The organism is Clostridium sp. UBA1056, assembly GCA_002316385.1.
GTDB lineage: Bacteria > Bacillota > Clostridia > Clostridiales > Clostridiaceae > Clostridium_J.
Window position 1 is genome coordinate 34618 of sequence record DCDL01000039.1, and the last position, 24130, is coordinate 58747.

Consider the following 24130-nt stretch of genomic DNA (forward strand, 5'->3'; position numbering starts at 1 on the left):
CCCCCTAATTTTACAATTTCAAATTTATAATTTAACAATTAAATCAAATACTAAGCTTCCAAAAATTCCTCCAAGTATAGGTGCTATAACTGGTATTAAGGCATAGCTCCAATCTGAATGCGTTTTATTCTTTATAGGTAGTATAGCATGCACTATTCTTGGTCCTAAGTCTCTAGCTGGATTTATAGCATATCCTGTTGTGCCACCAAGAGACAATCCTATACCCCATACTAAAATACCTACTAAGAATGATCCCATAATTCCTACTGTTCCTATTATTTCTCCACCTGAACCCTGGAAGGTAGTTTTAAAGACTTCGCTATAAGTTATTCCTCTTATACCTAATAATAATATAAAGGTTCCAGTAAATTCACCTACAAAATTATAAAATTTATTTTTTATAGCTGGTGCTGTGCAAAATGTTGCTCTTATGTCTTCTCCATTTAAGGTTTCATCATAATGTTGCTTATAGTTAATATAAACAATAAGCATCCCAACCATAGCTCCTAACATCTGGCTTATTATATACATTGGTACCTTTCCCCAAGAAAATAATCCTGATGAAGCTAGTCCAATAGTTACTGCTGGATTTAGATGAGCACCACTCATCCATCCTGTAATATATGCTGCTACTGCTACAGCAAACCCCCATCCTGCTGTTATTACAATCCACCCTGAAGAATTTCCCTTTGTTTTCTTTAGTACTACATTGGCAACAACCCCATTACCTAGTAAAATTAAAATAAGTGTACCTAAGAACTCTGCTAAATATGCTTGCATTTTGCTCTCCCCCTTTTATTAAAATTTATTATTTTAAGAAAAAAACCACATAAAATTGCATGAGCAATCTTATGTAGCTTTTTCTCTCATTCTCTTTGTTCTACATAGACCTTATTTCTTTTTTAGTTGTAGATATACATGTCGCACCACACTTTAAGGCTTCCATTACATCTTCTTTATCTGAAATTAATTCCCCTACTATTAAAGGCTTATTAAGACTTAAAGAAAGTTTCTTAATTATTTTAAAAAGTAATCCTAGAAGAATCTCTACAGCATCACACCCATGTACTAAATGATTTTTTATATTTTCTTTAGACAAACTATCTATCATAAATACTCTTTGAACGGTTATAAGTACAAGTCTCTTAGCTGACCTTATCACTTGTGGCTTTGTACTTATTATCCCTTGGAATTTTGTGTTTTCAATTAGGAATCTTAAAGATACTTCTTTACTTGAAATCCTCTCTATTAAGTATATATGGATAACACCTATTTTATTACTATTAAATATTTTTTCACTTATATTTTTAATATTTAATATTTAATATGTTTCCGAATAAAATGAAAATAACTTGTATATCACTCTCTAAAGCTAACTCTAATTCTTTTTCATCTTTTACTGCTGCGACTATAGGATTGTCATCTATCTCTCTATTTGTCGTAACCATTTACAACACGATATTATTCTATCATTTCATATATTTAATTGTCAAGATATTCCTATTTTCTATATATTGGTTTATTTTTTTACAAAAATGGTTATATCAAATAATAATATGTTAATTTAAATTAAATTTCTCCCAATAGTAAGCTCTATTTTTCTTACAAATTATGACTTGACTCATAAATAATTAGAATAAAACTTTAACAACTTTTAGATATTTTCTTAAAATATTACTTATAAAAAAATTTTACTAACCTATTTATACTGTAAACAAAAGGGATATTTTCAGCTATAAAAATATCCCTTTTATCTGATAATTGTTAAATTTTATATTATGAATTAAGCGCGTTGCTTATTAAGTTACTATCATCACCCTTTTTATTACCTTATTATTCTTGTAAGTAAATTTATAATCAGTTCATCCGTAAATTACAAAGGAAAACTATAGTTAATTATTTATAGATTAAGTTTTATATCACATGTCGCAAATTATTAGATAATTTTCCTATGACAGCAGATAATATCATTAACAGTAAATTATTTAATGGAAAAAAGAATATAAGTATAACTATAGCAACAATATAATTATCTATAGCTTTACTCACAAAACCTGTAGTGACTATAGCTACACTAAATACTGGATCAATTGAAAACAAAATTGATAAGGCATATCCAATACAACTTCCTGAAAATATTATAGGGAAAATATGTCCACCTCTCCATCCAGTTGATAAACAAATTTCTGTTAATAATAACTTAACTAAACCTATAATAATCAACATATATAGCCCTATACTATTCCATTGGAAAACTAAATTCTTTAATTCATGTTCCCCAGAAAATAATGTATAAGGTAATAATGTACCTATAATTCCTATTGATATACCTCCTATCAATGCTTTAATAATCTTTTTATCATCAAAAATTTTCAACACTTTATGAAGTACTTTGCCATACATTTTATAAATCTCACCTAATAATATAGCTATTAATATAAGTATCCCTGCAAATATTACTTCACGACTTCCAATTTTACTGCTTCCAAATTTAACTACAAAAGATTCCATATTATCTATTTGAGATAATAATATAAAAACTAAAAAGCCAGCTATCGTAGTAACTGTATATATAATAGTTTTTATTCTTTTTATTACACTCTTATCCTTATCAATATCATCACTAAGAGTATATACGCCAAATAAAGGTGCCCTAAATATCATACCTATACTTGCTTGCATACTACATTGAGTTATATCTTCTGCATACTCATTAATGATATTATTTTTCTTAAACCTACTCTTTATCTTATCTCCAACAAATGTAATACTACCACCAACTATACCTGTAAGTGCTGCCTCTGGACCTAAGCTAGCTCCAAAAAATAAAGTTGTAAGCGCTGCAATAATAGCTTTTGGTATTGATTTATATTCTACTCTTTTATTTTGTTTAAATTCATCTAAAGTTTGATTCATATATTTAGGGTAATCTCCGAAATACTTCTGTATAACTCCTACTAATATTCCACCTATTATACCCATAATTAAAGTCCAATGATTTGTATTAAAATAATTCGGTAGTGTATGCCATATAAAGTGAATTCCTAAACTAACTGCTTCTAGAAATAACCACGTTACGAAACCTACCATACCTCCTATAATACTACTATATAGTATTATTTCAAAATTTATCCTCGCAGTTTTCTCCATAACAACTCTCCTTTTGTATCTATATAAATAATTTCTTACGACCACTAATTATATACGTATTTATTGGTTTAGTAAAATATATTGTTCATCTTTTAAATTAACTTTCATACTCATAACAAAGTTTAGTATATACACCTTTGAACTTATACATTCATAACTTTAGATCACTATGTAAACTATTCATATAATATTTTCTTGAGTAAAGGTATCAGCTATATTAAGTTTTAATACCACCTGTGCACCTCCCATTTTTGTAGAATTAGATAATTCTATATCTCCGTGGTGCAATTTTATAAATGATTTTGTGATATACAAGCCTATGCCATAATGATTTTTAGAATTTCTGCTCTTATCTCCCCGATAGAACTGCTCTGCTGCTAATTCTAATTCTTCTTTTGAAAATCCCTCTCCACTATCTGCAATCAAAAACTGCAAGTTTTTTTCAGTTCCTTGAACTTTAAAAAGCAACCTGCCGTTTTTAGGAGAATATTCAACGGCATTTGCAATTACGTTCATGATAGCTCTATATAAAAGCTCCTTATCTCCATAGAAGAATTCCGGTATTGTTTCCTGTTCATTTATAATCTGAAGATTTTTTTCAGAAGCCAAGGCTTCCTCCTGCTCTACAAGCTTTTGAAAAAATGCTTTAGTTTCTATCTTAACTGGTTTTAAAACCAACGTGTCTTCTGATTTTGTCATATCCATAAGTACTTTTAGATAGTGCTGAATTTCATCTGCACTTTTTAGAATATAATCATTGTATTTTACCTGCTCCACATCCTGACAGGTTTCCTTAATTAATTCTGCATTTCCCTTAATAATGGTCAAAGGGGTTTTAATATCATGGGCCAGTGCAGAGATTTGATTCTTCCTTGACTTTTCCATATTCCATTGTTTTTCTAGAGAATCCTTTAATGCGCTTTTCATTCGATTTAAAGAGTCAATAACCTCTTCAATTTCACGAATATTGGAGTGCTCAGGTTGAAAATCTAGATTCTGCTCTTTTATCTGCTCTGTTGCCTTCATCAGAATCTTCATTTCTTTGTAAAAATACTTGCCAAATCTAGTGGACAAAAATAATACTTCTCCTATAAAAAGACAAATAAGCAAAATGCCCATGAATAATTCTGGATTTATAAAATATTTTCTTAATAATGGATGGTTAAACTGTGGCATCAAAGAATATTCAACAATGCAAATCTGATTCTCCCTATGAAATACCTTATAATAGTATCTTCCTCCTGCACTCTTTTGATCTCCCTTCATAGCAGTCCAGGCATTTTTTGATTCCTTACTATTGAAATTGCCATAAAGCATCTTACCATCCTCATTATAGACTCCATAGCTGCATCCCTGCGGTATCATATCCTTTGTTACTATATCCGCTTTCAAGATGATATCACGGTTGCTTTCAATCTTCTGTTCAAAATAATTGGCAGGCAGTACTATCTTGCTATTAAGCATAAGTGAAAATGTCACGATATTTAAAAATAGTATCAGAACTATTCCCAATATGAAATATAAGATATATCTGATAAATATACTACGAAGACTTCTTTTTCCTTTTAAATCCATTTATACCCAATCCCCCAAACCGTTTCTATTGGAGAACGATTTACTTTTGTTAATTTTGCCCTAATATTTTTTATATGTTCTACAATGGATAAACTGTCACTTTCCCTGTCAAAGCCAAATACGGCTTCATATATTTTTTCTTTTGAAAATACTTGTCCGTGATTAAGGGCAAGAAATTCACTAATTTCATATTCACTTTTTGTGAAAGAAATCAATTCATCTCCTACAAATACCTCTTTTGCTGATAACTTAAACTTAAGTCCAGATATAATAAAATTGTGGTGTTTTTCTCTCTGCTCCCTTCTTAAATGGGCTGCCACTCTTGAACGTAATTCTCCTAATCCAAAGGGTTTTGTAATATAATCATCACCACCCATACCCAATCCCTTAATAATATCTTCTTCCATGGTTTTTGCCGTTAAAAAGAGAATGGGACAATCTACTAGGTCACGGATATTTCGACACAGGGTAAATCCATCCATGTCAGGCATCATGACATCTAGTAAAATCAAGTCATAATATGAACACTGCTCCACAGGAAGTGTAGAGAATTTACTTACCGTAGTAACTTGATGACCATCTCTTAACAATGCTGTTTTTATCAGTTCCAAAATCCCTTGTTCATCATCAATTGCTAATATATTTGCCATACTATCACTCCCTTTTGTTAATTATAACTCATTTTTAAGCATTATAGGATTTCTAACTTTTAAGCTTAACATCTTTAATCTTCATTTCTTCCCTCAAAATAGTGAAACCAAATAAAACTGCTCAAAAGTAAAAGAACTGTCATGACAAAGCAAATGAGTGCCCCACTTTGAAACTCCTCCATCAATATACTAATACCACCATTATTAGTGTTCCATGATATGTAATAATCACTAAACCTTACACCCCAGCCGCAGGGAATCCACATCCATATTCCTTCCCCAAGGCCCGTAAGCATAAGAGCGGCAACCAAACTTTCTGCAATCCCCAGTCCTATAGAAGCTCCTGATCCAAAGCGAAAGCTGCATAGAATATGCAATAAATACAGAAAAATTTGGCTGAAAAACAAAATCAAAATCATCTTTCCATAAAAGTTAGATGAAAACAGATTCTGATGAAGTAAAAATTTGAATCCAAAAGCAAAACCGCCTACTGTAATAAAAAGAGAACCAAATCCCAGTAAAAGTAGCGTACACACCTTGCTAAAAAAACTCATTAATTTATATTTTGCTATTAAAAGTTCTTGAAAATGTCCTGCTGAAGCTTCTTGTTCTACAGCCATGGCACTAAGAATACCAATTAATAGTGGAAATGCTATAGCTAAAGCCTCCATATATCCACCCACCTTTCCGAAGCTACTTGCTGTGGAAAATGAATAGTAGGAAAGAAATACTGTTACAGTTAGTATTGGAACCACAATGTGAATCCAGAGCATTGGTGTATGACGAATTTTTTGAAAATCTGCCCTCATAAATCTAAAAAATGTCTTCATTTATTTTGCCTCCTGCCCTTCGTACCATTTTGCTGTTATCATTGTCAAAATAATAAATAGAATTACTGAAATAATGATTCCAGGTAGAATCACATCGCTAGACAGTAGCTCTGGTTTAAATGTCACGCTTTCTTCTACAGCTTGTAGTCCATTTGGAAGAATCTTTAGAATGGGACACATGAGCCTAGCTGGAATTGCATAAGGTATCATCCATAAAATACTTTTTGTGGCAGTTAATATTCCCAATATCATATAAGCAGCCATATTAATTAATATGGTTGGAAACATTCCAATCTTGCTACCAAGGAATAGGCAAAGTGGAATCTGCCATAAGAATGTAATAGCTAGAACCAAAATTCCTACAAATCCATTGGTGATTGGAATTCTTATTATTTCATTTAGATTAAGAATGCCTCCTAGAACTAAAGTCCCCAAGAAAAGAATCATAGAAGCTACAATAATCATCGCTGTACATACAAGCACTTTCGATATCCATACTTTTTTAAGATTAATTGGTAAGGAAATCACTGCCATGTTTTTCATCCTCTGATCCTTAATAGCAACTAAGGTGCATCCTAAAGATATGCTCCCCGGAAGTATCATAGAATACCACTGATTATAGCAGTTACTTTTAAAATACATAGGAGCTAAAACTAGAGAAAGTAATATAGTGAACATTGGTGCTAAAATAATAAGCTTTCCGGCAAAAGTATGCTTCATCTTCAAGGCTTCTGATTTAAAATATGAATACATATTATTCACCTTCCCTTCTATATTTTCCTGCAACTTCCATAAACAACTGCTCTAAATCCTCTCCCTGCTTCATGTCTCCTTGATATCCTAGGACTCCCCCTGAGATAATTCCAATCTGATCAACTATCTGTTCTACTTCACTTAAAATGTGACTTGATAAAATCACTGTAATTCCCTGTTTTGGAAAAGAACGAATTAACTCTCGAAGTTCTTGTATTCCAAAGGGATCCAGCCCGTTAGTAGGCTCATCTAGAATCAGTAGTTTTGGATTATTAATGAGAGCAATTGCAATACCTAACCTTTGCTTCATTCCCATAGAGAATTGGTGTGCCTTCTTTTTCCCTGTGTTCTCCAAATCAACTATATGTAATACCTCATCGATTCTATCATCGGGTAGCCCTAAGACTGTAGTACGCACCTTTAAATTCTCCCTTGCAGTGAGATTATTATAAAGTGGTGCTGACTCAATTAAAGCTCCCATATCACTTAGATTCTTTCTGCTCCATGGCTGGTTTTCAAAGAAAATCTCTCCACTGGTTGGATGAAGCATTCCAGTTATCATTTTTAAGGTTGTGGATTTTCCTGCTCCATTTGGCCCAAGCAGTCCATATATGGAATTCCTCCTCACCTCAAGTGATATATTCTGTACCACCTTTTGTCCCTTAAATGTTTTACAAAGATTTTTTGTTTCTAAAATTAAATCATTCATTCTTATAATCCTCCTGTATAATTAAATCATAATAGACAATTATAAGGATTCTATAAGGAATGAAAAAATGTAGGTTAGCTTCATCAAAAATATTTACTTGAAAATATTTACTTGGTAGAGCTACCCTAACCAATCAAAAAATACAACCGCCTGCAAGTAGCTATTTAAGCCACGTACAGGCGGTGGGGAATTTCTACATTTGAAAGCTCTTTTTCTTTATTTTTATTAGGCATCTGAAAATAAATAATAAGTCAAAGATGGGAAGTATATTTTGAGTTAGACAAGGAAACANNACTATCTAAGGGTTCTGTTGACACAGTATAACACAAAATAGACGAACATTCTGACTTATTTATTTTTTGAAGATGCCTTATCTTAATTTTACTTAGTGATTATTTAATTTTATAGCTAAGCTAATCTGGACAGAAAAAGTATTCTCCGTTTTTCTAACAACAATTTCTCCCCTATGCCTTTCAATAATTTTTTCACATGTTTTCATACCGATTCCTGTACTACTTACTGCTTTCAAATTATTATTTATTTGATTTTCAACATAAATAAATAGTAATTGATTTTCGATATAGTATTTAACTTTAACTGGCTTGGATTTATCTGCATATTTCGTTATATTAGAGAAAATATTATCAAAAACTCTATGTATCGAAATTAAATTTACCTCTATAAGAAAAGGCGTACTGCAAGAATTAATCTGAAAAGTAAACCCGTTATCTTCCAATATAAAAATTTGTTCTTCAAATAGTTGATCTAAAAGTTCATTTCCATCAAAGGTCTCTAATTCTAAATCATCATCATTAGTGTTAAAAACCATAAAGTATTCAAATAATTTGTCAGAAAGATATTTAATTTGATATGCTTTTTCTCTACTATTGTGAATATACTGTCTTAAATTTTCATCTGTCTTATATTTTTTGTATTCTATAATATCTAAATATCCTACTAGCACTGTTAGAGGTGTTCTTAAATCATGTGACATTGCTGTAATCAGTTCACTATTGGCTAACCTTGCTTTATCTTCACTTTCCAATCTTCCTATAAATGATTTTCTCATCTCATTAATTCCTTGAGCCAAAGAAGAAAGCTCATCATTCCCATTAATAGTAATTTCGTGAGTTAAATTCCCACCTTCTAATATCTTTATTTCACTCTCAAGCATTCCAATATACGTTGTTTTTCTTTTTATGAAAAATAACATAATCGCTATAAAGCAAAAAAAGGAAATCGCAATACCTAAAAAGCTCGCAATATAATAATACTTGTATTCAAAAAAGCATTCCATATATATTTGTGCGTTCGTATCAGTAAATTCAATATTATAAAGGGTTTTGCTTGGCAAAATTATTGAACTCTCCTCATGTTCTCCATAACCAATAGTTGAATTGTTCCTGTTAAAATCATAAACTAATTTATTGTCCTTATAAATATAAAGATTTACGTATTTTTCTTTACGAACCCATTTTGTTATTTCATCATGATCATTTATTGTCAAATTGTTATCTGATATATATCTTCTAAAATCGGATATGGCTTGATTTTTTTGGTTGTCAATAAAGGATATTTTACTAAAATGATTATCTAATATACTTCCTCCTATTGTTTGTAATAAAAAGAAGATACCAACAGATATAATAAATGAAAATATTAAGCATAGAATTAATTTAATTTCTAACTTGGTGCATAAAAAGTTCTTATTCAATCCTGTACCCCTTTCCCCATACTGTTTTTATATATTTAGGGTTCTCTGGGTCCTTCTCCAATTTCCTTCTCAGGTTTCTTATATGTACCATAATTGTATTGTTACAAGAATAAAAATAAGGTTCTTTCCAAACACTTTCATATAAATTTTGTGCTGAAAATATTTTTTTCCGATGCTGTGCCATTAAAAGCAAGATGTTATACTCAATTTCCGTCAGTGTAACTTCTTCTTCATCTATTGATACTTCATTTGAAGTTGTATTTATTGTTAATCCATTTATATTAATAAGACCAGTTGAATCAATTTTCTCTTTTCCTTTGTATACATAATACCTTCTAAGTAGCGCCTTAACTCTTGAAACTAACTCGGTATATGAAAATGGCTTTGATAGATAATCATCACTCCCAACAGAAAATCCCATGCATTTATCTGAATCTTGAGTTTTAGCAGTTAAAAGTAAAATAGGAGCACTTGTTTTTTCACGAATTTCTACACATGCTTTAAATCCGGACTTTCTAGGCATCATTATATCAAGTATGATTAAATCTATACTTTCATCAACTTTAATTACAGCATCTTCACCATCTACAGCTTCTATTACATTATAACCCTCGCTCTCTAGTAAAACGTGGACTATTTCTCTTATCTCCTCATTATCATCTGCTATCAAAATATTCTTCATAGTATCCATTGAATCTACCTCCATTTTATTATTAAGTATATACTTCAATATAATTTAAATCTATATTATTTAAATGATTTAAGAAGTCTTAAGAACTCTTAAGATTTATTATAGACAAATCTTAAGATATTCCTAATAAACTATTAATTAAAATAATATAGGAGGAAGGAATAAACAATTATGGATAAATCCAAAAAAATTTTAATTTGTAAAATTTCATTAGCTTTATTAGGCTTTTTAATAATTATATTAGTGTTAAAATATTTACCACGTATTCTTGAATTGACTGTATCACTTGATAAATTTAGGGATTATATAATTTCTCTAGGCAGTTTTGGATCTGTTGTTTTAATTTTTTTTCAAATGCTACAAACGATTATTGCTCCAATTCCAGGAGAAGTAATTCAAGTTGCTGGTGGATATGTTTATGGTGTGACCTTTGGTGTAATTTACACAACAATAGGGTTGCTGTTAGGAGCTATTATAGCTTTCTACTTTACTAGGCTTATAGGCACTCCTTTTATAGAAAAGTTACTAAATAGGAAAAATTCTCAATGGATGGTAGACATTATGGATAGCAAAAAATTTTCTGCTATTTTATTCATTGTTTTTCTAGTTCCTGGGCTACCTAAAGATTTTTTAATATACGTTGCAGGATTAACACCTATAAATCCATTAAGATTTTTTGGAATTTTACTCGTTAGTAGATTTCCGTGGCTTTTAGCATCTGTAAGTATTGGATCAAATCTTCATTATGGCAATTATATATCAACAATAATAGTATCGGTAATATCCGTAATATCATTTATTTTAGGAATATGTTACAAAGATAAGCTTATAAGTAAGTTTTCTAAGTCTTCATATAATAAAAATGTTTAAAAATCTTGTAAAATTAATTAAGTCAATTCAGTTAACGAGGAGTGAGTCTATGCTTAAAACGTCTATACCAAATTTACTTACATCTATTAATCTATCATTGGGAATTCTTTCAATACTTGAAACTTTTAAGCAAAATTACTTTTGGGCTGCTATATTTATAATTATTGCAGCTTTAATAGATAGATACGATGGTAGAATTGCTAGATTTTTAAATGTATCTAGTGATTTAGGAAAGCAGTTAGATTCCTTGTCTGATCTAATTTCCTTCGGAGTAGCACCAGCTTTTTTAGTATTTATTAAATATAACTTTCTTGATCTAGACTATATGAAAGTGATTGGCGGTTGTTTTCTATTGTCATATATCATCAGTGGTTCTTATAGATTGGCAAAATATAATACAAGCCAATTTGATGGTATTTTTACTGGAGTACCCATAACAGTTGCAGGTTCTATTATTGCATTATTTTCATTAGCTACACCTAATAATGGTATTTTTTCTATACTTTTATCAATTATTCTATTTGCACTTTTTACTTATCTTATGGTTTCAAAATTTAAATTTAAAAAAATATAACCTAATTACCTAAGTTTCCTTTGTACGAAACTTAGGTGATTAGGTATTTGCAGAATATATCTTCTACATAACTTTTTTATATATTAAAACAATCATTACTATTATAATAGGGGCTTTCGCAAAAAAGATAATCTAAATAAATATTGAATAAGAACTTATATTATTAATGCTTAGCCGTTTCGGAATATTGATTAACTAAAGCATATCGAGAAATTTATAAAAGACTCCATTCAGAAGGATTATAGGGTAACTATAACTGATATTCTTCTTTTAAGTCTTGCTAATTGCATATAGCTATCTTCGGTAAATAAAAATAGTACCTTGTNNACAAGGTACTATTTTTATTTACACATTTTCATATTGGAATTTTTCTTCATTTCTAAATGTGTTATAAAAGCATAGATATTAATATACTTATTAGCAATTATTTTTATATTGGAAGTTTATTGATGTAATTAATTCATAGCTTAATAATTCTAAAAGAACTCAAAATTATATTATATACTCCCATATCTATAAAATATAAATTTAACTAGATATGAGAGTATATTAATTATTCATTATATTGAGGTTCTTCTTGCTTTACATAGTCAACTCTTGATTGAAGCGTTTGTTGTACATTTTCCATTGTACTTGCAAGTTGATTAAACATTTGTTTTGCTTCTTGATTGTCTGTATCTAAAGAAAATGTCTTCATATCAGCAGCTAATCCTTTAACACTAGCTAATGCTGTTTCAAGTTTAGTTCCTGTTGGCATAAAAATCCCTCCTTTATAATTTTTTATTGCAAATATATTTTGTTCATAATCAATTTAAATATTCACCTTATTCATAATGAAATATATTCCTTTTTTAATCTAGTCTATATTTATTAAACTTTAGTGATTTGTCTTTAAGCATCTTCAAAAATAGATAAGTCAGAATGCTCGTCTATTTGACTTATTATTTATTTTCAGATGCTTTAATAATCTAAGTAAATATTTATATTAAGAAATGAATTAAAATTAAGCTTATTGGTTAAAGTAAGTTAGAAAGTAATTTAATAAATATAAAGGAGGCTCTTATATGACTGCAATTTCAAAGGTAAAACAAACATTGGCTACACTAAAGGGGGCTGAGGCCACTTTAAGAATGTACTCATTACAAGAACGTGATAAAAAATCTAAAGCTATTTATAATCAGACATCTGAAGAAATAAATAAAATTAAAACGGATTTAGAAAAAAGAATAGGATCTATGGAGTTTGAAGAGCCCCAATACAAAGGGAACTAAGTGAGGTAGCATATGAATTCTTGGTTAATAATATTATTTAATTCAATAGTTTTATTTTTTTTATCATTAGTTATAGCAAAATACATGAAAAAGAAGACCTTAGCTAGGGCTACTCCCTTTGACTTTATTTCTTATGCCGTCATTGCTATTATAATTGTTTTAATTTCTTTAAATATCATTGATAATATTTACTTTGGACTAACTACGCTGGCTGTTTGGGCATTGATGCCTATTATCTTAGATTACGCTTCCATGAAAAGTAAGTTGATTTATAACTTAATACATGGTAAGGAAAGAGTCCTAGTTAAAAACGGTAAAGTCATGGAAGATAACTTATCTAAAGAGAGGATTACAGGTCAAGAATTCCTACAAGAAATGCGTTCAAAAAAAGCATTTAACTTAGCCGATGTTGAATTTGCTGTAATGGAATCAACCGGAGATATAAATGTTAGTTTAAAAGCTGATAAAAAACCTGTTACTCCATATGACTTAGGAAAACAAGTAGCACCTAAAACTGAACCACAACCAGTTATCTTAGATGGAAATATATTAGATGAAGGTCTTACTAATGCTGGATTAAATCGCGACTGGCTTACAACCCAGCTAGAAATCAAAGGGGTTTCCCTTGAAAATGTTTTTCTTGGTCAAGTAGATTCTTCTGGAGACTTATATGTAGATATTTTTGATGATATGATACAAGTCCCTAAAACACAGGTTAAAGAAATGCTATATGCTAGCATTCAAAAAAGTCAAGCAGACCTCGTATCATTTTCTTTAGACTGTAACAATGAAGATTCAAAAAATATGTACTTACAAAGTGCTGAAAAATTAGAAAAAGTCATGAAAAAATTAGAACCATATTTATTACGTTAGAGGGTGAAATAAATGTCAGATATGAAAAAGAAAAAAATGACCACAACTCAGCAGGAATATGATGAATTAGTAAGTAATATAGAACCCAAAAGACCTATTTTAACTAATTGTTTTAGAGCCTTTCTCGTAGGTGGTGCAATATGTACAATTGGTCAAGGATTACAGTGGATTTTTATTAACTATTTTAATTTTAATGAAAAGACCTCAGTAGCGCCTACTTCCATAGTTTTAATCTTTTTTGCAGCGTTATTTACTGGCCTTGGAATTTATGATCATCTTAGTCAATGGGCTGGATGTGGAACTGCTGTTCCTATCACAGGTTTTGCCAACTCTATAGCTTCTGCTTCAATTGAACATAAGAGTGAAGGATTTGTACTTGGAGTGGCTGGAAATATGTTCAGACTTGCAGGCGCGATTATTGTTTATGGAGTTTTTTCAGCTTTTGTAGTTGCTACAATAAAAATGACAATAAAATGGTTGGGGGCGATGTAAATGCTTAAAGGACATCAATCTTGGATTTTTGATTCTAAACCTACAATATTAGCTTCTGCAGCTGTTGGTGGTCCTTTTGAAGGTAATGGTGCTTTAGCTGATGACTTTGATATACTTCATGAAGATTTATGGCTTGGGCAAGATAGCTATGAGAAAGCAGAAAGGGCTCTACTTGAGCATGCTTGCGAAAGAGCAATACAAAAAGCAAATTTACAAAAAGAAGATATTAACTTTTTTTTAAGTGGAGATTTAATGGATCAAATCATTTCTAGTAGCTTTACTGCAAGAACTTTAGGAATACCTTATTTAGGAGTCTTTGGTGCTTGCTCTAGCTCCATGGAAGGTTTATCATTAGCAGCTCAATTAATAGAAAGTAAAGCAGCTAAGTATGTTGTAGCAGCTGCAAGTAGTCATAATGCAGCTGCTGAAAAACAATTTAGATATCCTACAGATTATGGTGTGCAAAGGCCGCCTACTGCTCAGTGGACAGTAACTGGAGCTGGAGCTGTAGTCCTTGGACAAAATGGAGATGGACCTAAAATAACTTCTGCTACCATAGGAAGGGTAGTGGATATGGGAATTTCAGATCCCTATAACGTTGGAGCAGCTATGGCACCAGCAGCTGTAGATACCATTGAAGCTCATTTTAGAGATCTAAATATTGATGCTTCTCATTATGATCTCATTGCTACTGGTGATTTAGGAAAAGTTGGTCATGAACTTGCTAATGCTTTATTCGAAAAACATAGAATAAATATGCCAACACATATATTTACAGATTGCGGACTTTTAATATATAAAAAAGATCAACCAAGCTTTTGTGGTGGCAGTGGCTGTGGTTGCTCTGCTGTTGTAACTTATGGACATTTACTTAATCGTATGCGAAAAGGAGAATTAAAGAAAATATTAATTGTTGCAACAGGTGCCTTAATGTCTCCTCTATCCTTTCAACAAAAGGAAAGCATACCTAGCATCGCCCATGCTGTTTCTATAGAAATGTAAAAAAGAAGGTGTGAGTTAAGTTATGGAAAAATTTATTTTTGCATTTATCGTAGGTGGTTTAATTTGCGTTATCGGGCAACTTATAATGGATACTTTGAAGGTTACTCCTGCACACACAACTTGCACACTAGTTGTAATCGGTGCAATTTTAGGAGGACTTGGTCTATATGATCCTTTGGTGAAATTCGCAGGTGCTGGAGCATTTGTCCCTATAAGTAGTTTTGGAAATACCCTTGTAACAGCGGCTATAATTGAGGCTGAGCAAACGGGATTTGTAGGAATATTTACTGGTGTTTTAAAGACAGTAAGTGCAGGAGTCTCTTCAGCAATAGTCTTTGGGTTTATTTCTGCCATGGTATTTAAACCAAAAGGTTAAGCATATAAAAAAATATTTTTCAAAATAACCCATAACATCATATTTCTTGTTGTTATGGGTTTTATTAGTTAATTTTCATATTCAATAGCCTTTATTCTTGCATGATCATAGGGATTTTTTACCATTCTTGCATGTAAAAGTCCAGTGGCTTCATAATCATCTGTATACTTTTCTGCACCTGTTACTTTGTCTAAAGATTCTTTTCTTGGTACACTTTTACCTATTATATTTAAATCATACATTGACTACTAGAATTTTAAACTCAGTTGGTGTAAGCTTAATCTCTTTTTCATTAATATTTACTTATTTGCTTTCTTGATTTAAAGTGAGCCCTCTATGATAAATCCTCTCCGTATTAGTTATGCTTTCAGTATATTTTTTATATTATCTTAATTGTGCCTTTACTCTAGCAATCACTTCTAATGGATTAAATGGCTTTGTAATATAATCATCAGCACCATAACTTAGACCTAATATTTTATCCTGATCTGCATTCTTAGCTGTAATCATAATAATGGGATAATAGTATTTTTTACGAATACTTTTGAAAATGCTTAGTCCATCAATATATAGAAGCATTAAGTCTAAAATAATAAGATAAGGTTGTTTCTCTAATTGTTTTTTATTATTTCTTTATTAATTTTAACAATTATTTTAAAGTTCTACATTTCACTTCCAATATTTTGAATATATAAGGTTAATATGTCTGCTTTTAAAAACAAATAATTTTTTACCATATCTGAATATTCACCTATTGTCGTGTGTTTACCCTTAACTTTACTCATCATTAATATCTAATGAATTTTTTCGTCTCAAATATGGTAATTTAACCATAATGCAATAATTAGTATATTATTTTTCTTTATTTCATATTCTTTAATATATTTTGACTTTAAAGTATACCAAATTGATTGAACACCTATCCAATATTCTAATGGTAATAAATGTCCTATTTCAGCATCATTTTTGGGCCACATCAAATCTTTAACTTTTTTAAATTCTGCTAGCTATAATTCATCTTCTTTAGGAATTTCTTTTCTTTTAATATATTTTATATTAAAAATTTTTTCTAAATAAGTTGCTAATTTTTTTCACTTGTGAATCTACACTCTCTATAACAATAAAATTTCTATTCTCCATGTCAGTACTATCGTCCTTTTCAAAATAAATATATCATTATTGTTTATTTTTATCACTTAATATTAATAGCTGAGCTGAATGATCACTTAATTTCTCCTCACGTGGCTTGTCAATATATATACATTCTTCTACATATGTAATTATTTTGTTTGTAATAAAAATATAATCTAATCTTTGAGGTTCATTTCTCTGATTCCACGTATATCCACTCATCAAAGGATTTAACACTCTAAAAGCATCATTTAAATTTAACTTTGTTAATCCTTCATAAAAATAATTCCATTTAATAAATTCAGGATAATTTGGATTATGTCCTGGTTCAAGAATATTTAAATCTCCACCAATAATAAATTCACTATTATTTAAGTTATCCTTCATTAATTTCACAATATTATCTAAAAATTTTTCTTGAAATTCATTTTTGGCTTTTATTTTATTAAACTCAAAACCATTAGCGGGAATATATGCGCCAATTAATGTTACTTTTCCAACAAAAGTATCCATTTCAATCATAGCTATTCTTTGGGACTTTACATTTATAGAAAACTCTTTTTGTATAAACTTTATTTCCCTAATTGCTATGACAGTAAAATACTCTTCAGATCTATTAAATACAATTTCATATCCTAATTGTTCAAGTTCAGTTTTAATGTAATAAAATCCATTTGATAGTTTAACTTCTGTTAATATAAATACATCTACATTTAAACTGTACATCCATTCAAGTTGTTTTTTAGCTCTTTCATATGATGGATTTTGAATATTCCAAAACAATATTTTAATTTTTTTTTCATTTGCTTTAAGTTTAACATATTCTTTATCAAACAAAGAAATTTGATATTGATAAGTCATATTACCTCCTATAATTCACATAACTGAGTAAATTTCATATTTTATATACGTTGATTTTCCAAGCTTTTTTAAATTCGAAAAGGAAAGTTCACCCCAAATGTCGAATATGTAAAGTACAACCAAATACAAATCAACGTGGTGAACACTTATTTATATTCAATAAGAAAGCTTTTTATCCTTTGATGAAATTATAAAAACTCAACCAGCTACAAAATTAGAAATGATTCTCAAAATTGAATTTTAATCCTTTAGTAAGCTGTTTGAACAAATCTCACGCTTCTCATGGCCCTAAGGGCTATAATATTAAGCCAATGCTTTATTCATTAATTGCAATGCAAGTAGAAAAGATTAAGTATAGGAAGCAATTGGTTGATAGATTAGTTCATGACTCTTATTAATTTAAATAGTACTCTTATTTTATTTAATATCATTTAATACTATTGTTTAACACAAACTAATTATATACCAATAAATAATTGAAAATTCTTCCACATAGAACTTTACAAGCCTTTATTACACATGTTATTAACAAATATTATGTGTAATAAAGGTTGTGTGAGGGTGATAAATTTAAAGGAAAAATAAGAAATTATATTGGATTATTTAAGAGAAGGACTATCTCAACGTGAAATTTTCAGAAGAATTGGCAAGCGTCAAAGTGTGTCCTTAATATGGCTTAATAGCCAATTCATGCTTTATAAGATATGAGGGAAGGCCCCTCGGAATCGACATTCAGGTGTAGATTCCAAACTACCTTTAGGTGCTGTAATCAAAAGTTATGGAATATAACGTCTTCAGGAACATATTTTCTGAAAGCAGTGGAAGATGTTAAAATACCTAGGAAAAATGGAAACAAGAGACTGTTAGGAATAACTACTACAGAATATAGAATTGCTCAAATGATAGTTAGAATGGAACTTGAGCCAAAGGTAGAAGTATGCAAAAGAGAATCAGGACACCTCAAGGTAGAATAATTAGTCCTATTCTTGAAAATTTATTTTTACATTATGCTTTTGAAATAAATCATCCAGATAGCCCATGGGTAAGATATGCAGATGATGCTGTTATTCATTTTCAAAGAGAAACTATTGAATCACTTAAAAGGAAAGCCAAAAGAATGTAAACTTGAAATACATCCATATAAAACAATGATAGTATATTGCAGAAGTGATAAATTTAATTGAAGACATGAACATGAATCTTTTGATTTTCTAGGATACACTTTCAGAAGAAAGTATATAAAAAGTAAATACGGAAATTTCTTTAATGCTTTTACGCCCGCTGTGAGTAAACAAGCATCACAGAAATTTAGGGAAAAGATTAGAGAATTAAAGAAGGAAACAAAAAAAACTAGCTGAAGCAATAAATCCAATAATAAGAGGATGGACAAATTATTTTTCACAATACTGTGCAGGTGAAGCAAGGAAAGTTTTATATTATATTAATTTAACATTGATAAGACGGGTTAAGCGAAAATATAAAAGAGTAAGAAAGAGTAATAGGAGAGCTTATAAATTTATAGCTAATATTGCTAAAGCAAGACCAACTCTATTTTGCCACTGGCAGATTGATATAGTACCAACGATTGGATAATAAGAGCTGTATGAAGGGAGACTTTCACGTACGGTTCTGTGAGAGGTTTGGGGTGAAATTTCCTTTATCTACTCAACAATTCTACGTCTTGATTTTAAAAATTATTGCTAAGCGAACCTATCCAGCAAAAAGCAGCGTAGCTCTCTACTGGGAGTAAATTTCAATATTACTTTTTATTTGGATTTAAAATCTTTACTTCCGAAGGAATGGTCTTCATTCAAGGTAGTATAGCTAGAATATCTTCTTTTAATTTAACTTCATCCTTAGATAATATATCAAATAAATATACTATATATTTTTCAACTATTAAATTATTAGCTTTAGCAGTTTCGATTATACTATATATCAAGGCACTTGATTTTGCACTTTTGCCAATTCTTTCCTTCGATAACAAAAGGGTTTATAGCTCTCTCAGAGCCATTATTGTCTATTTCTAAAGCACCATCTTCTAAAAGAGTTTTCATATCTGGTAAAAGTTTTCTAGTGTAATCTAATGCTTTTTCAAGTAGACTTTTGGGGAATGGATCCTTAATTTCTCTTTCTACATATTCTTCGAAAGCATCTAGCAGCGAACTATTTTCTCAAGACTTACTTCATATATTTTTTTATAGAAATCTTCTTTATCACCATAGGCTTACCTAAGTTCTTTTTCTATCTTATAAAGTTTCTCGCAAAAATTAAACCCTATAATTGCTCTAGATTTTTTTACGGCTTCATCATCTAAGTTTACTATTATCTCATGGAATTTTCTCATGGCATGGGCTAATCAATGCAATCTTTTAATATCTTCAACTCTATTCTACCCAGCGTATCCATAGGTTTGCAAATAATCTGAAAAACCTTTTAGAAACTCCTTCGGACAAGAACTCGAGCGTGTCTTTTGATAGTCATATAAAATAATTGGGTATTTAGTTAGAGATCGCTGAAAAAGTGGCCTCTTTTTCTTTTTCAAAAATGATTTTTAGCTTTTATGTAGAATCACTAATTATTATGAATATGATCCTATTTTTAAATCAAATGTAGATAAGTTCTATTAAATCAGATTCTCTTTTTGCTTGATTCTTTAATTCTGTTTTTAGTCCTTCTAAAAAATAAATAAACCTTTGTCTCATCATTAGTCTATCAATGATTGAACAAATGTTTATTTATGCTTTATATAGATTTTATAAAGATTTTAGTAAATGAATGCTAAAGGTTGTATGCCCATTTACACTTTCTGCCTTTAATGTTTCGCCATGCCGCTTTACAATTTCCTTGGCAATAGCAAGTCCGAATCCAACCATGATGATTGATTTCTTACTTTATCACTTTGGTATAATTTTGAAAATATTAGTTTAAGTTCATGATCACATATGCTATCCACATCATTTTTCACAGTTATACTAGTTATTTTAGGCTCTTCTCTACCTACAATTTTAATAACAGAATCTCTATTAATATAACTGATAGAATTTTTTAAAACATTATTCAAATTCTCGCCCAAAGATTACCATCACCATAATTTTAAGGTTGGCAATACATTTAAATTTATCTATAATTTTTTAGTATATACAATGGATAGAACTCATCCGTTATCTGTTGTAAGAAGAATTCTCCGTCAATTTTTGTTTTGCTTAATGGAATCTCTTGAAGATTAAATCTCGTAATATCAAAAAACCGATTAGTTAATTCCTCTAAATGATAGGCTTTATCTAAAATTTTTTTTATAATAAATTAGATTAATAATATTGTGCCATGTACCAGCAGTTATCATGATTTCAAAATCATCATAGACTTTTGCTTAAAAATCTAATCTCTCCTTATTTCTTCCCATTTTAACAAGACCTTGCCCTTCTTCAATACGTATGAACTGATCAACATTTGGATGAACTTCTAAACCTATATCATCACAAATATTGATGCTCACCAAGGTAACTTGTAGATGTTCTCATGTCCAGTTTATTATGAAAAACACTAATAAAGCAGCTGTAGAAATTAAATATCAATTGATTACTCCTGTAAGAAAAGATATTTATAAATACATTACTTCATAAAATTATTGTACATAAAAAGTGATAACTCTCCTTATTAAAATTAGTTATAAGATCTTGATTCTATCAGAAAAAACCATATTTCACCCTAAAGTCCTTAGAATTTATAACATTCTGTAAAAATTTAAGTAAGTTTGTTGATTTTTACATCTAGAGGTATTATAATACTCATTGTTGGTCTAAAATAATTTCATTTATTTGAGGTGATACAATGCATAACAATATAACAATACATCCAACATATGTGTGTAAATGTTTTCAAAAACTTTTTTTAGGTAGACTTATCTCTCCTATCCGAGATAAACTTAATAAAAAAACATGTGTTTTTGTAGCTTATCTCTTTAAATTAATATTTATATTTATAATATTTGCATTTGTACTATTAAGTAACAATTCTCTTTCAATAACAATGCTATATATACTATGTTTTATAGTTTACTCCTTTATTTCCCTATTTGAATCATCAGTTAACTCTAAGCTTGAAGATTTAACCGATATTAATTTTATTTCATTACTATTAATTTTATCTATGGATTCTAAAATTGAGCCATTATATGAAATCGTTTCCAATAAAACCAACTTTAAAAGCGAATTTTCTTTCATATACAATAACAAATCTATGATCTATTTAATTATAGTATTCTATGTATTTAACTTCTTTGCTTCTCATATTTTAATTTTAATTTCATCGCTAATTAAAGTTGTACTAAGCACTTTCCCTTGTTGGGTTAGATACCTTGGTATTTTTACATTTTGGGGCTCTAGTTTTATAACTCTATTACTTAGCTTTAAACCAAAACTTAATAAATTTAATTCTTCTAATAAAAAGAGTATTAGTGAGTATGATGGCTTTTATATAAAAAAACTTGAAACATGTGCTGAGGCTGAAGAAATTACAAAGTGTGCATACAGAACTTATGGAAATTCATATATTCATAACTACATTTATGATGCTAATGCCTTAATGAAGATGAATTTAGAAAAAAAGTTAATTTCATATATATCTATGAATTATGATAATAAGGTTTTAGGACATGTATCCTTAGAATATGGTTCTAATCCTTATGTTTTAGAATTATCACATGCTTTTGTCGATCCTTCTGTTAGAGGTATGGGTCACCTTAATTATTTAACTGAATTTGCAATTAATGAAGGTAAAAAGTTAGGTGCTATTGGACTGTACGTTCTTACAGTAACAAGTCACACCTACTCTCAAAGGTGTGCATCAAAATATGGTTTTAAGGATTGTGCATTACTTCTATCTAGAATAACACCACTCAAATTTAATAATATTTGCGGTGAGATACAAGATAGAGAAAGCCTAATACTTAAATATAGGCCTATGAAAAAGCAGAGAAAAAAAATTGCCTATATTCCAGCACATCACGAGAAGATCGTAAATCAACTATATAACAATTTAGGTATAAAAATTAAATTTAAAAGCACCAAAGACCAAAATGAACTTGATTCCTCTAAGACCTCATTAGCTTGTACCAATGCTGATTATTCTGTTGGAATAATTCATATTAATTCTTTTAGTATTGATGGTAGTACAAAATTAATTGATGAGATAAATAAATTATTATTAAAAAATAATAAGACAATATTTATTTATTTGAAGCTATGCAATAAAAGTACTGCATATATAACAAGATATCTTGAATCTCTAGGATTTATTTTTTCTGGAATTATGCCTGGCGATGGATATAATGATGAAATAATACTGCAGTACACTAACGATGATATTGATTTTAAAAAGATTGCTTCTAATTCTATAATTGGAAGTAATCTTATAAATTACATTAAGCAATATGACTATAACAGTAGTGAAAGGAAGTTAAGTATATGATTTTTAATAATATGGACAAACTGTGTAATTATAAGAATGCTTTTGATTTTTCAAAGGATACGGAAAAGCTATTTTTAAATGCTATTACAGAGGACTATAACTTTCAACTTGAAAATCAGCCTTATATAAATCATTTATGTAAAAAAAGAGGTTTTTATTTATCAGACATTTCAACGGTTGAAGATGTATTTAAAATTCCAAGCTTATTTGTTGGAACTATGAAAATAAATAGCTTTTGCAATTTTATGGAAGAAGACATTAAACTTACATTAACAAGTTCTGGAACTAACGGACAAAAAACTCAGTTGTTTTTAGATAAAACTTCTTTAGATAGGCTTGACGCATTATCTAAAAATACCTTTGAATCTATAGGCTTTAATAGTAAGATTCCTGTGCATTACTTCTTATTCTCTTATGACATAAAAAATGCTGAAAATGTTGGAACTAGTTGGAGTGATGAACAAATTTTAAGTTTAGCCCCTGCTTTATCTATAAATTGGATGATTGAATGGGATAATGAAAAAAATGAATTCTATTTTGATAGTGAAAAATGGGCAGATATCTTCGTTAAGCTTAGTAGTGAAGCACCTGTAAGATTATTAGGATTTCCTTCATTTATGTATAAAATGATTGAAGACATTAAAGTTAAGTATAAAAAAATTACAGTGCATGAAGATTCATTTATTATTGCTGGGGGAGGTTGGAAAAATCATTTGGGTAAAAGTATGACTCTTAAAGAATTTATGAATTATGTTGAATCTAATATTGGGCTAAAACATGAAAATATTAGAGATACCTATGGAATGGCAGAACATGGAGTTCCATATTGCTCTTGTAGTAAAGGACATCTACATGCACCTATCTACAGTAGAATAGCTGCCGTTGATCCCATCTCTCTTAAGAAAAAAGATTATGGCGAAGAAGGTCTCCTTCAACTTATTACTCCATATAACGCTGCACAACCTAGTCTTTCAATTTTATCTACAGATTTAGCTATAATAGAGAAAGACTGCCCATGTGGTTTAAAGGGTGATTATATTTCTCATATACGTCGTGGTGGCATAAGCAAACATAAAGGTTGTGCTATTGCTGCTCAAGAAATACTAAACAAATAAATAACTTTAAGGAGGTTTACT

Annotated in this window: 28 protein-coding genes and 3 pseudogenes; 12 read left to right on the forward strand and 19 right to left on the reverse strand. The window is 29.7% G+C overall.

All coding sequences use genetic code 11. The annotated features are described in order from the left end of the window. Positions 1 to 24: 24 nt before the first annotated feature. From B3W71_RS10365 to B3W71_RS10410, 10 genes and pseudogenes are all read right to left on the reverse strand, one after another. Entirely contained in the window at positions 25 to 780 is a 756-nt protein-coding gene (locus B3W71_RS10365; RefSeq protein WP_346888859.1) for an MIP/aquaporin family protein, read from the reverse strand. A gap of 100 nt (positions 781 to 880) precedes the next feature. Then, positions 881 to 1448 (reverse strand): annotated as a pseudogene (locus tag B3W71_RS10370) (glycerol-3-phosphate responsive antiterminator). A 466-nt stretch (positions 1449 to 1914) separates the two neighbouring features. Continuing rightward, on the reverse strand, positions 1915 to 3150 hold the full coding sequence (locus B3W71_RS10375; RefSeq protein WP_346888860.1) for a chloride channel protein: 1236 nt from the start codon (positions 3148 to 3150) through the stop codon (positions 1915 to 1917). A 180-nt stretch (positions 3151 to 3330) separates the two neighbouring features. After that, entirely contained in the window at positions 3331 to 4725 is a 1395-nt protein-coding gene (locus tag B3W71_RS10380) for a HAMP domain-containing sensor histidine kinase (protein WP_346888861.1), read from the reverse strand. Beyond that, positions 4716 to 5375: a response regulator transcription factor gene (locus tag B3W71_RS10385; RefSeq protein ID WP_346888862.1), complete on the reverse strand. Its 660-nt coding sequence runs from the start codon at positions 5373 to 5375 to the stop codon at positions 4716 to 4718. The genes B3W71_RS10380 and B3W71_RS10385 overlap by 10 nt, the downstream gene beginning before the upstream one ends. 74 nt (positions 5376 to 5449) lie before the next feature. Next, positions 5450 to 6205, reverse strand: a complete 756-nt coding sequence (locus B3W71_RS10390; protein WP_346888863.1) for a lantibiotic immunity ABC transporter MutG family permease subunit — start codon at positions 6203 to 6205, stop codon at positions 5450 to 5452. Continuing rightward, complete coding sequence (locus tag B3W71_RS10395) at positions 6206 to 6958, reverse strand: lantibiotic immunity ABC transporter MutE/EpiE family permease subunit (RefSeq protein ID WP_346888864.1); 753 nt, start codon at positions 6956 to 6958, stop codon at positions 6206 to 6208. Between the two features lies 1 nt (position 6959). Then, positions 6960 to 7667: a lantibiotic protection ABC transporter ATP-binding protein gene (locus B3W71_RS10400; RefSeq protein ID WP_346888865.1), complete on the reverse strand. Its 708-nt coding sequence runs from the start codon at positions 7665 to 7667 to the stop codon at positions 6960 to 6962. 385 nt (positions 7668 to 8052) lie between these two features. Continuing rightward, a complete protein-coding gene (locus tag B3W71_RS10405) occupies positions 8053 to 9381 on the reverse strand; it encodes a HAMP domain-containing sensor histidine kinase (RefSeq protein ID WP_346888866.1) in 1329 nt (442 codons plus the stop codon). Beyond that, a complete protein-coding gene (locus tag B3W71_RS10410; protein ID WP_346888890.1) occupies positions 9374 to 10063 on the reverse strand; it encodes a response regulator transcription factor in 690 nt (229 codons plus the stop codon). Before B3W71_RS10410 ends, B3W71_RS10405 begins: the two co-directional genes overlap by 8 nt. Positions 10064 to 10243: 180 nt before the next feature. On the opposite strand from B3W71_RS10410, the gene B3W71_RS10415 reads away from it, so the two are divergent. Together B3W71_RS10415 and B3W71_RS10420 are read left to right on the forward strand one after the other, a co-directional pair. Next, positions 10244 to 10942 carry a TVP38/TMEM64 family protein gene (locus tag B3W71_RS10415; RefSeq protein ID WP_346888867.1) on the forward strand — a complete coding sequence of 233 codons (699 nt, stop codon included), beginning with the start codon at positions 10244 to 10246 and terminating at the stop codon, positions 10940 to 10942. Positions 10943 to 10991: 49 nt separating this feature from the next. Continuing rightward, entirely contained in the window at positions 10992 to 11516 is a 525-nt protein-coding gene (locus B3W71_RS10420) for a CDP-alcohol phosphatidyltransferase family protein (RefSeq protein ID WP_346888868.1), read from the forward strand. Positions 11517 to 12069: 553 nt separating this feature from the next. On the opposite strand, the gene B3W71_RS10425 is transcribed toward B3W71_RS10420, so the two are convergent. Next, the gene (locus B3W71_RS10425; protein ID WP_346888869.1) at positions 12070 to 12273 is read right to left on the reverse strand and encodes a DUF1657 domain-containing protein; all 204 of its coding nucleotides are present in this window, start codon (positions 12271 to 12273) and stop codon (positions 12070 to 12072) included. Between the two features lie 307 nt (positions 12274 to 12580). Between B3W71_RS10425 and B3W71_RS10430 the strand changes: the two genes are divergently transcribed. Genes B3W71_RS10430 through spoVAE form a run of 5 tightly spaced genes read left to right on the forward strand, consistent with a single transcriptional unit; the run spans position 12581 to position 15530 of the window. Next, positions 12581 to 12787, forward strand: a complete 207-nt coding sequence (locus tag B3W71_RS10430) for a DUF1657 domain-containing protein (RefSeq protein ID WP_346888870.1) — start codon at positions 12581 to 12583, stop codon at positions 12785 to 12787. Positions 12788 to 12799: 12 nt separating this feature from the next. Then, the gene (locus B3W71_RS10435; RefSeq protein WP_346888871.1) at positions 12800 to 13660 is read left to right on the forward strand and encodes a DUF421 domain-containing protein; all 861 of its coding nucleotides are present in this window, start codon (positions 12800 to 12802) and stop codon (positions 13658 to 13660) included. A gap of 12 nt (positions 13661 to 13672) precedes the next feature. Further along, positions 13673 to 14152 (forward strand): stage V sporulation protein AC, encoded by a 480-nt coding sequence (spoVAC, locus tag B3W71_RS10440; RefSeq protein WP_346888872.1) that lies wholly within the window; start codon positions 13673 to 13675, stop codon positions 14150 to 14152. Continuing rightward, entirely contained in the window at positions 14153 to 15154 is a 1002-nt protein-coding gene (gene spoVAD / locus B3W71_RS10445; protein WP_346888873.1) for a stage V sporulation protein AD, read from the forward strand. It begins immediately after the preceding gene. Positions 15155 to 15176: 22 nt separating this feature from the next. Continuing rightward, positions 15177 to 15530, forward strand: coding sequence for a stage V sporulation protein AE (gene spoVAE / locus B3W71_RS10450; RefSeq protein ID WP_346888874.1), 354 nt, complete (start codon positions 15177 to 15179; stop codon positions 15528 to 15530). Positions 15531 to 15598: 68 nt separating this feature from the next. On the opposite strand, the gene B3W71_RS10455 is transcribed toward spoVAE, so the two are convergent. From B3W71_RS10455 to B3W71_RS10465, 3 genes and pseudogenes are all read right to left on the reverse strand, one after another. Beyond that, positions 15599 to 15772 carry a hypothetical protein gene (locus B3W71_RS10455; RefSeq protein ID WP_346888875.1) on the reverse strand — a complete coding sequence of 58 codons (174 nt, stop codon included), beginning with the start codon at positions 15770 to 15772 and terminating at the stop codon, positions 15599 to 15601. 145 nt (positions 15773 to 15917) lie between these two features. Then, positions 15918 to 16130: pseudogene (locus B3W71_RS10460) on the reverse strand (response regulator); the annotation flags it as partial. 576 nt (positions 16131 to 16706) lie between these two features. Next, positions 16707 to 17522, reverse strand: coding sequence for an endonuclease/exonuclease/phosphatase family protein (locus B3W71_RS10465; RefSeq protein WP_346888876.1), 816 nt, complete (start codon positions 17520 to 17522; stop codon positions 16707 to 16709). Between the two features lie 704 nt (positions 17523 to 18226). Here B3W71_RS10465 and B3W71_RS10470 point away from each other — a divergent pair. From B3W71_RS10470 to B3W71_RS10480, 3 genes are all read left to right on the forward strand, one after another. Beyond that, positions 18227 to 18496 carry a hypothetical protein gene (locus B3W71_RS10470; RefSeq protein WP_346888877.1) on the forward strand — a complete coding sequence of 90 codons (270 nt, stop codon included), beginning with the start codon at positions 18227 to 18229 and terminating at the stop codon, positions 18494 to 18496. Further along, entirely contained in the window at positions 18460 to 18645 is a 186-nt protein-coding gene (locus B3W71_RS10475; protein ID WP_346888878.1) for a reverse transcriptase domain-containing protein, read from the forward strand. Before B3W71_RS10470 ends, B3W71_RS10475 begins: the two co-directional genes overlap by 37 nt. Positions 18646 to 18896: 251 nt before the next feature. Then, entirely contained in the window at positions 18897 to 19115 is a 219-nt protein-coding gene (locus B3W71_RS10480) for a group II intron maturase-specific domain-containing protein (RefSeq protein ID WP_346888891.1), read from the forward strand. Between the two features lie 217 nt (positions 19116 to 19332). On the opposite strand, the gene B3W71_RS10485 is transcribed toward B3W71_RS10480, so the two are convergent. The 5 genes and pseudogenes from B3W71_RS10485 to B3W71_RS10495 all read right to left on the reverse strand — a co-directional run. Then, positions 19333 to 19509: a hypothetical protein gene (locus tag B3W71_RS10485; RefSeq protein WP_346888879.1), complete on the reverse strand. Its 177-nt coding sequence runs from the start codon at positions 19507 to 19509 to the stop codon at positions 19333 to 19335. Then, positions 19454 to 19684, reverse strand: a complete 231-nt coding sequence (locus B3W71_RS19300; protein WP_414632019.1) for an IS66 family transposase — start codon at positions 19682 to 19684, stop codon at positions 19454 to 19456. Before B3W71_RS19300 ends, B3W71_RS10485 begins: the two co-directional genes overlap by 56 nt. 230 nt (positions 19685 to 19914) lie before the next feature. Next, a complete protein-coding gene (locus B3W71_RS19305) occupies positions 19915 to 20067 on the reverse strand; it encodes an IS66 family transposase (RefSeq protein WP_414632018.1) in 153 nt (50 codons plus the stop codon). A gap of 291 nt (positions 20068 to 20358) precedes the next feature. After that, the gene (locus tag B3W71_RS10490) at positions 20359 to 20586 is read right to left on the reverse strand and encodes a hypothetical protein (RefSeq protein ID WP_346888880.1); all 228 of its coding nucleotides are present in this window, start codon (positions 20584 to 20586) and stop codon (positions 20359 to 20361) included. 246 nt (positions 20587 to 20832) lie between these two features. Beyond that, positions 20833 to 21039: pseudogene (locus B3W71_RS10495) on the reverse strand (cupin domain-containing protein); the annotation flags it as partial. A 317-nt stretch (positions 21040 to 21356) separates the two neighbouring features. Here B3W71_RS10495 and B3W71_RS10500 point away from each other — a divergent pair. After that, positions 21357 to 22994, forward strand: a complete 1638-nt coding sequence (locus B3W71_RS10500) for a GNAT family N-acetyltransferase (RefSeq protein ID WP_346888881.1) — start codon at positions 21357 to 21359, stop codon at positions 22992 to 22994. After that, positions 22991 to 24109 carry an acyl-protein synthetase LuxE gene (locus B3W71_RS10505; protein WP_346888882.1) on the forward strand — a complete coding sequence of 373 codons (1119 nt, stop codon included), beginning with the start codon at positions 22991 to 22993 and terminating at the stop codon, positions 24107 to 24109. The genes B3W71_RS10500 and B3W71_RS10505 overlap by 4 nt, the downstream gene beginning before the upstream one ends. Positions 24110 to 24130 lie beyond the last annotated feature (21 nt).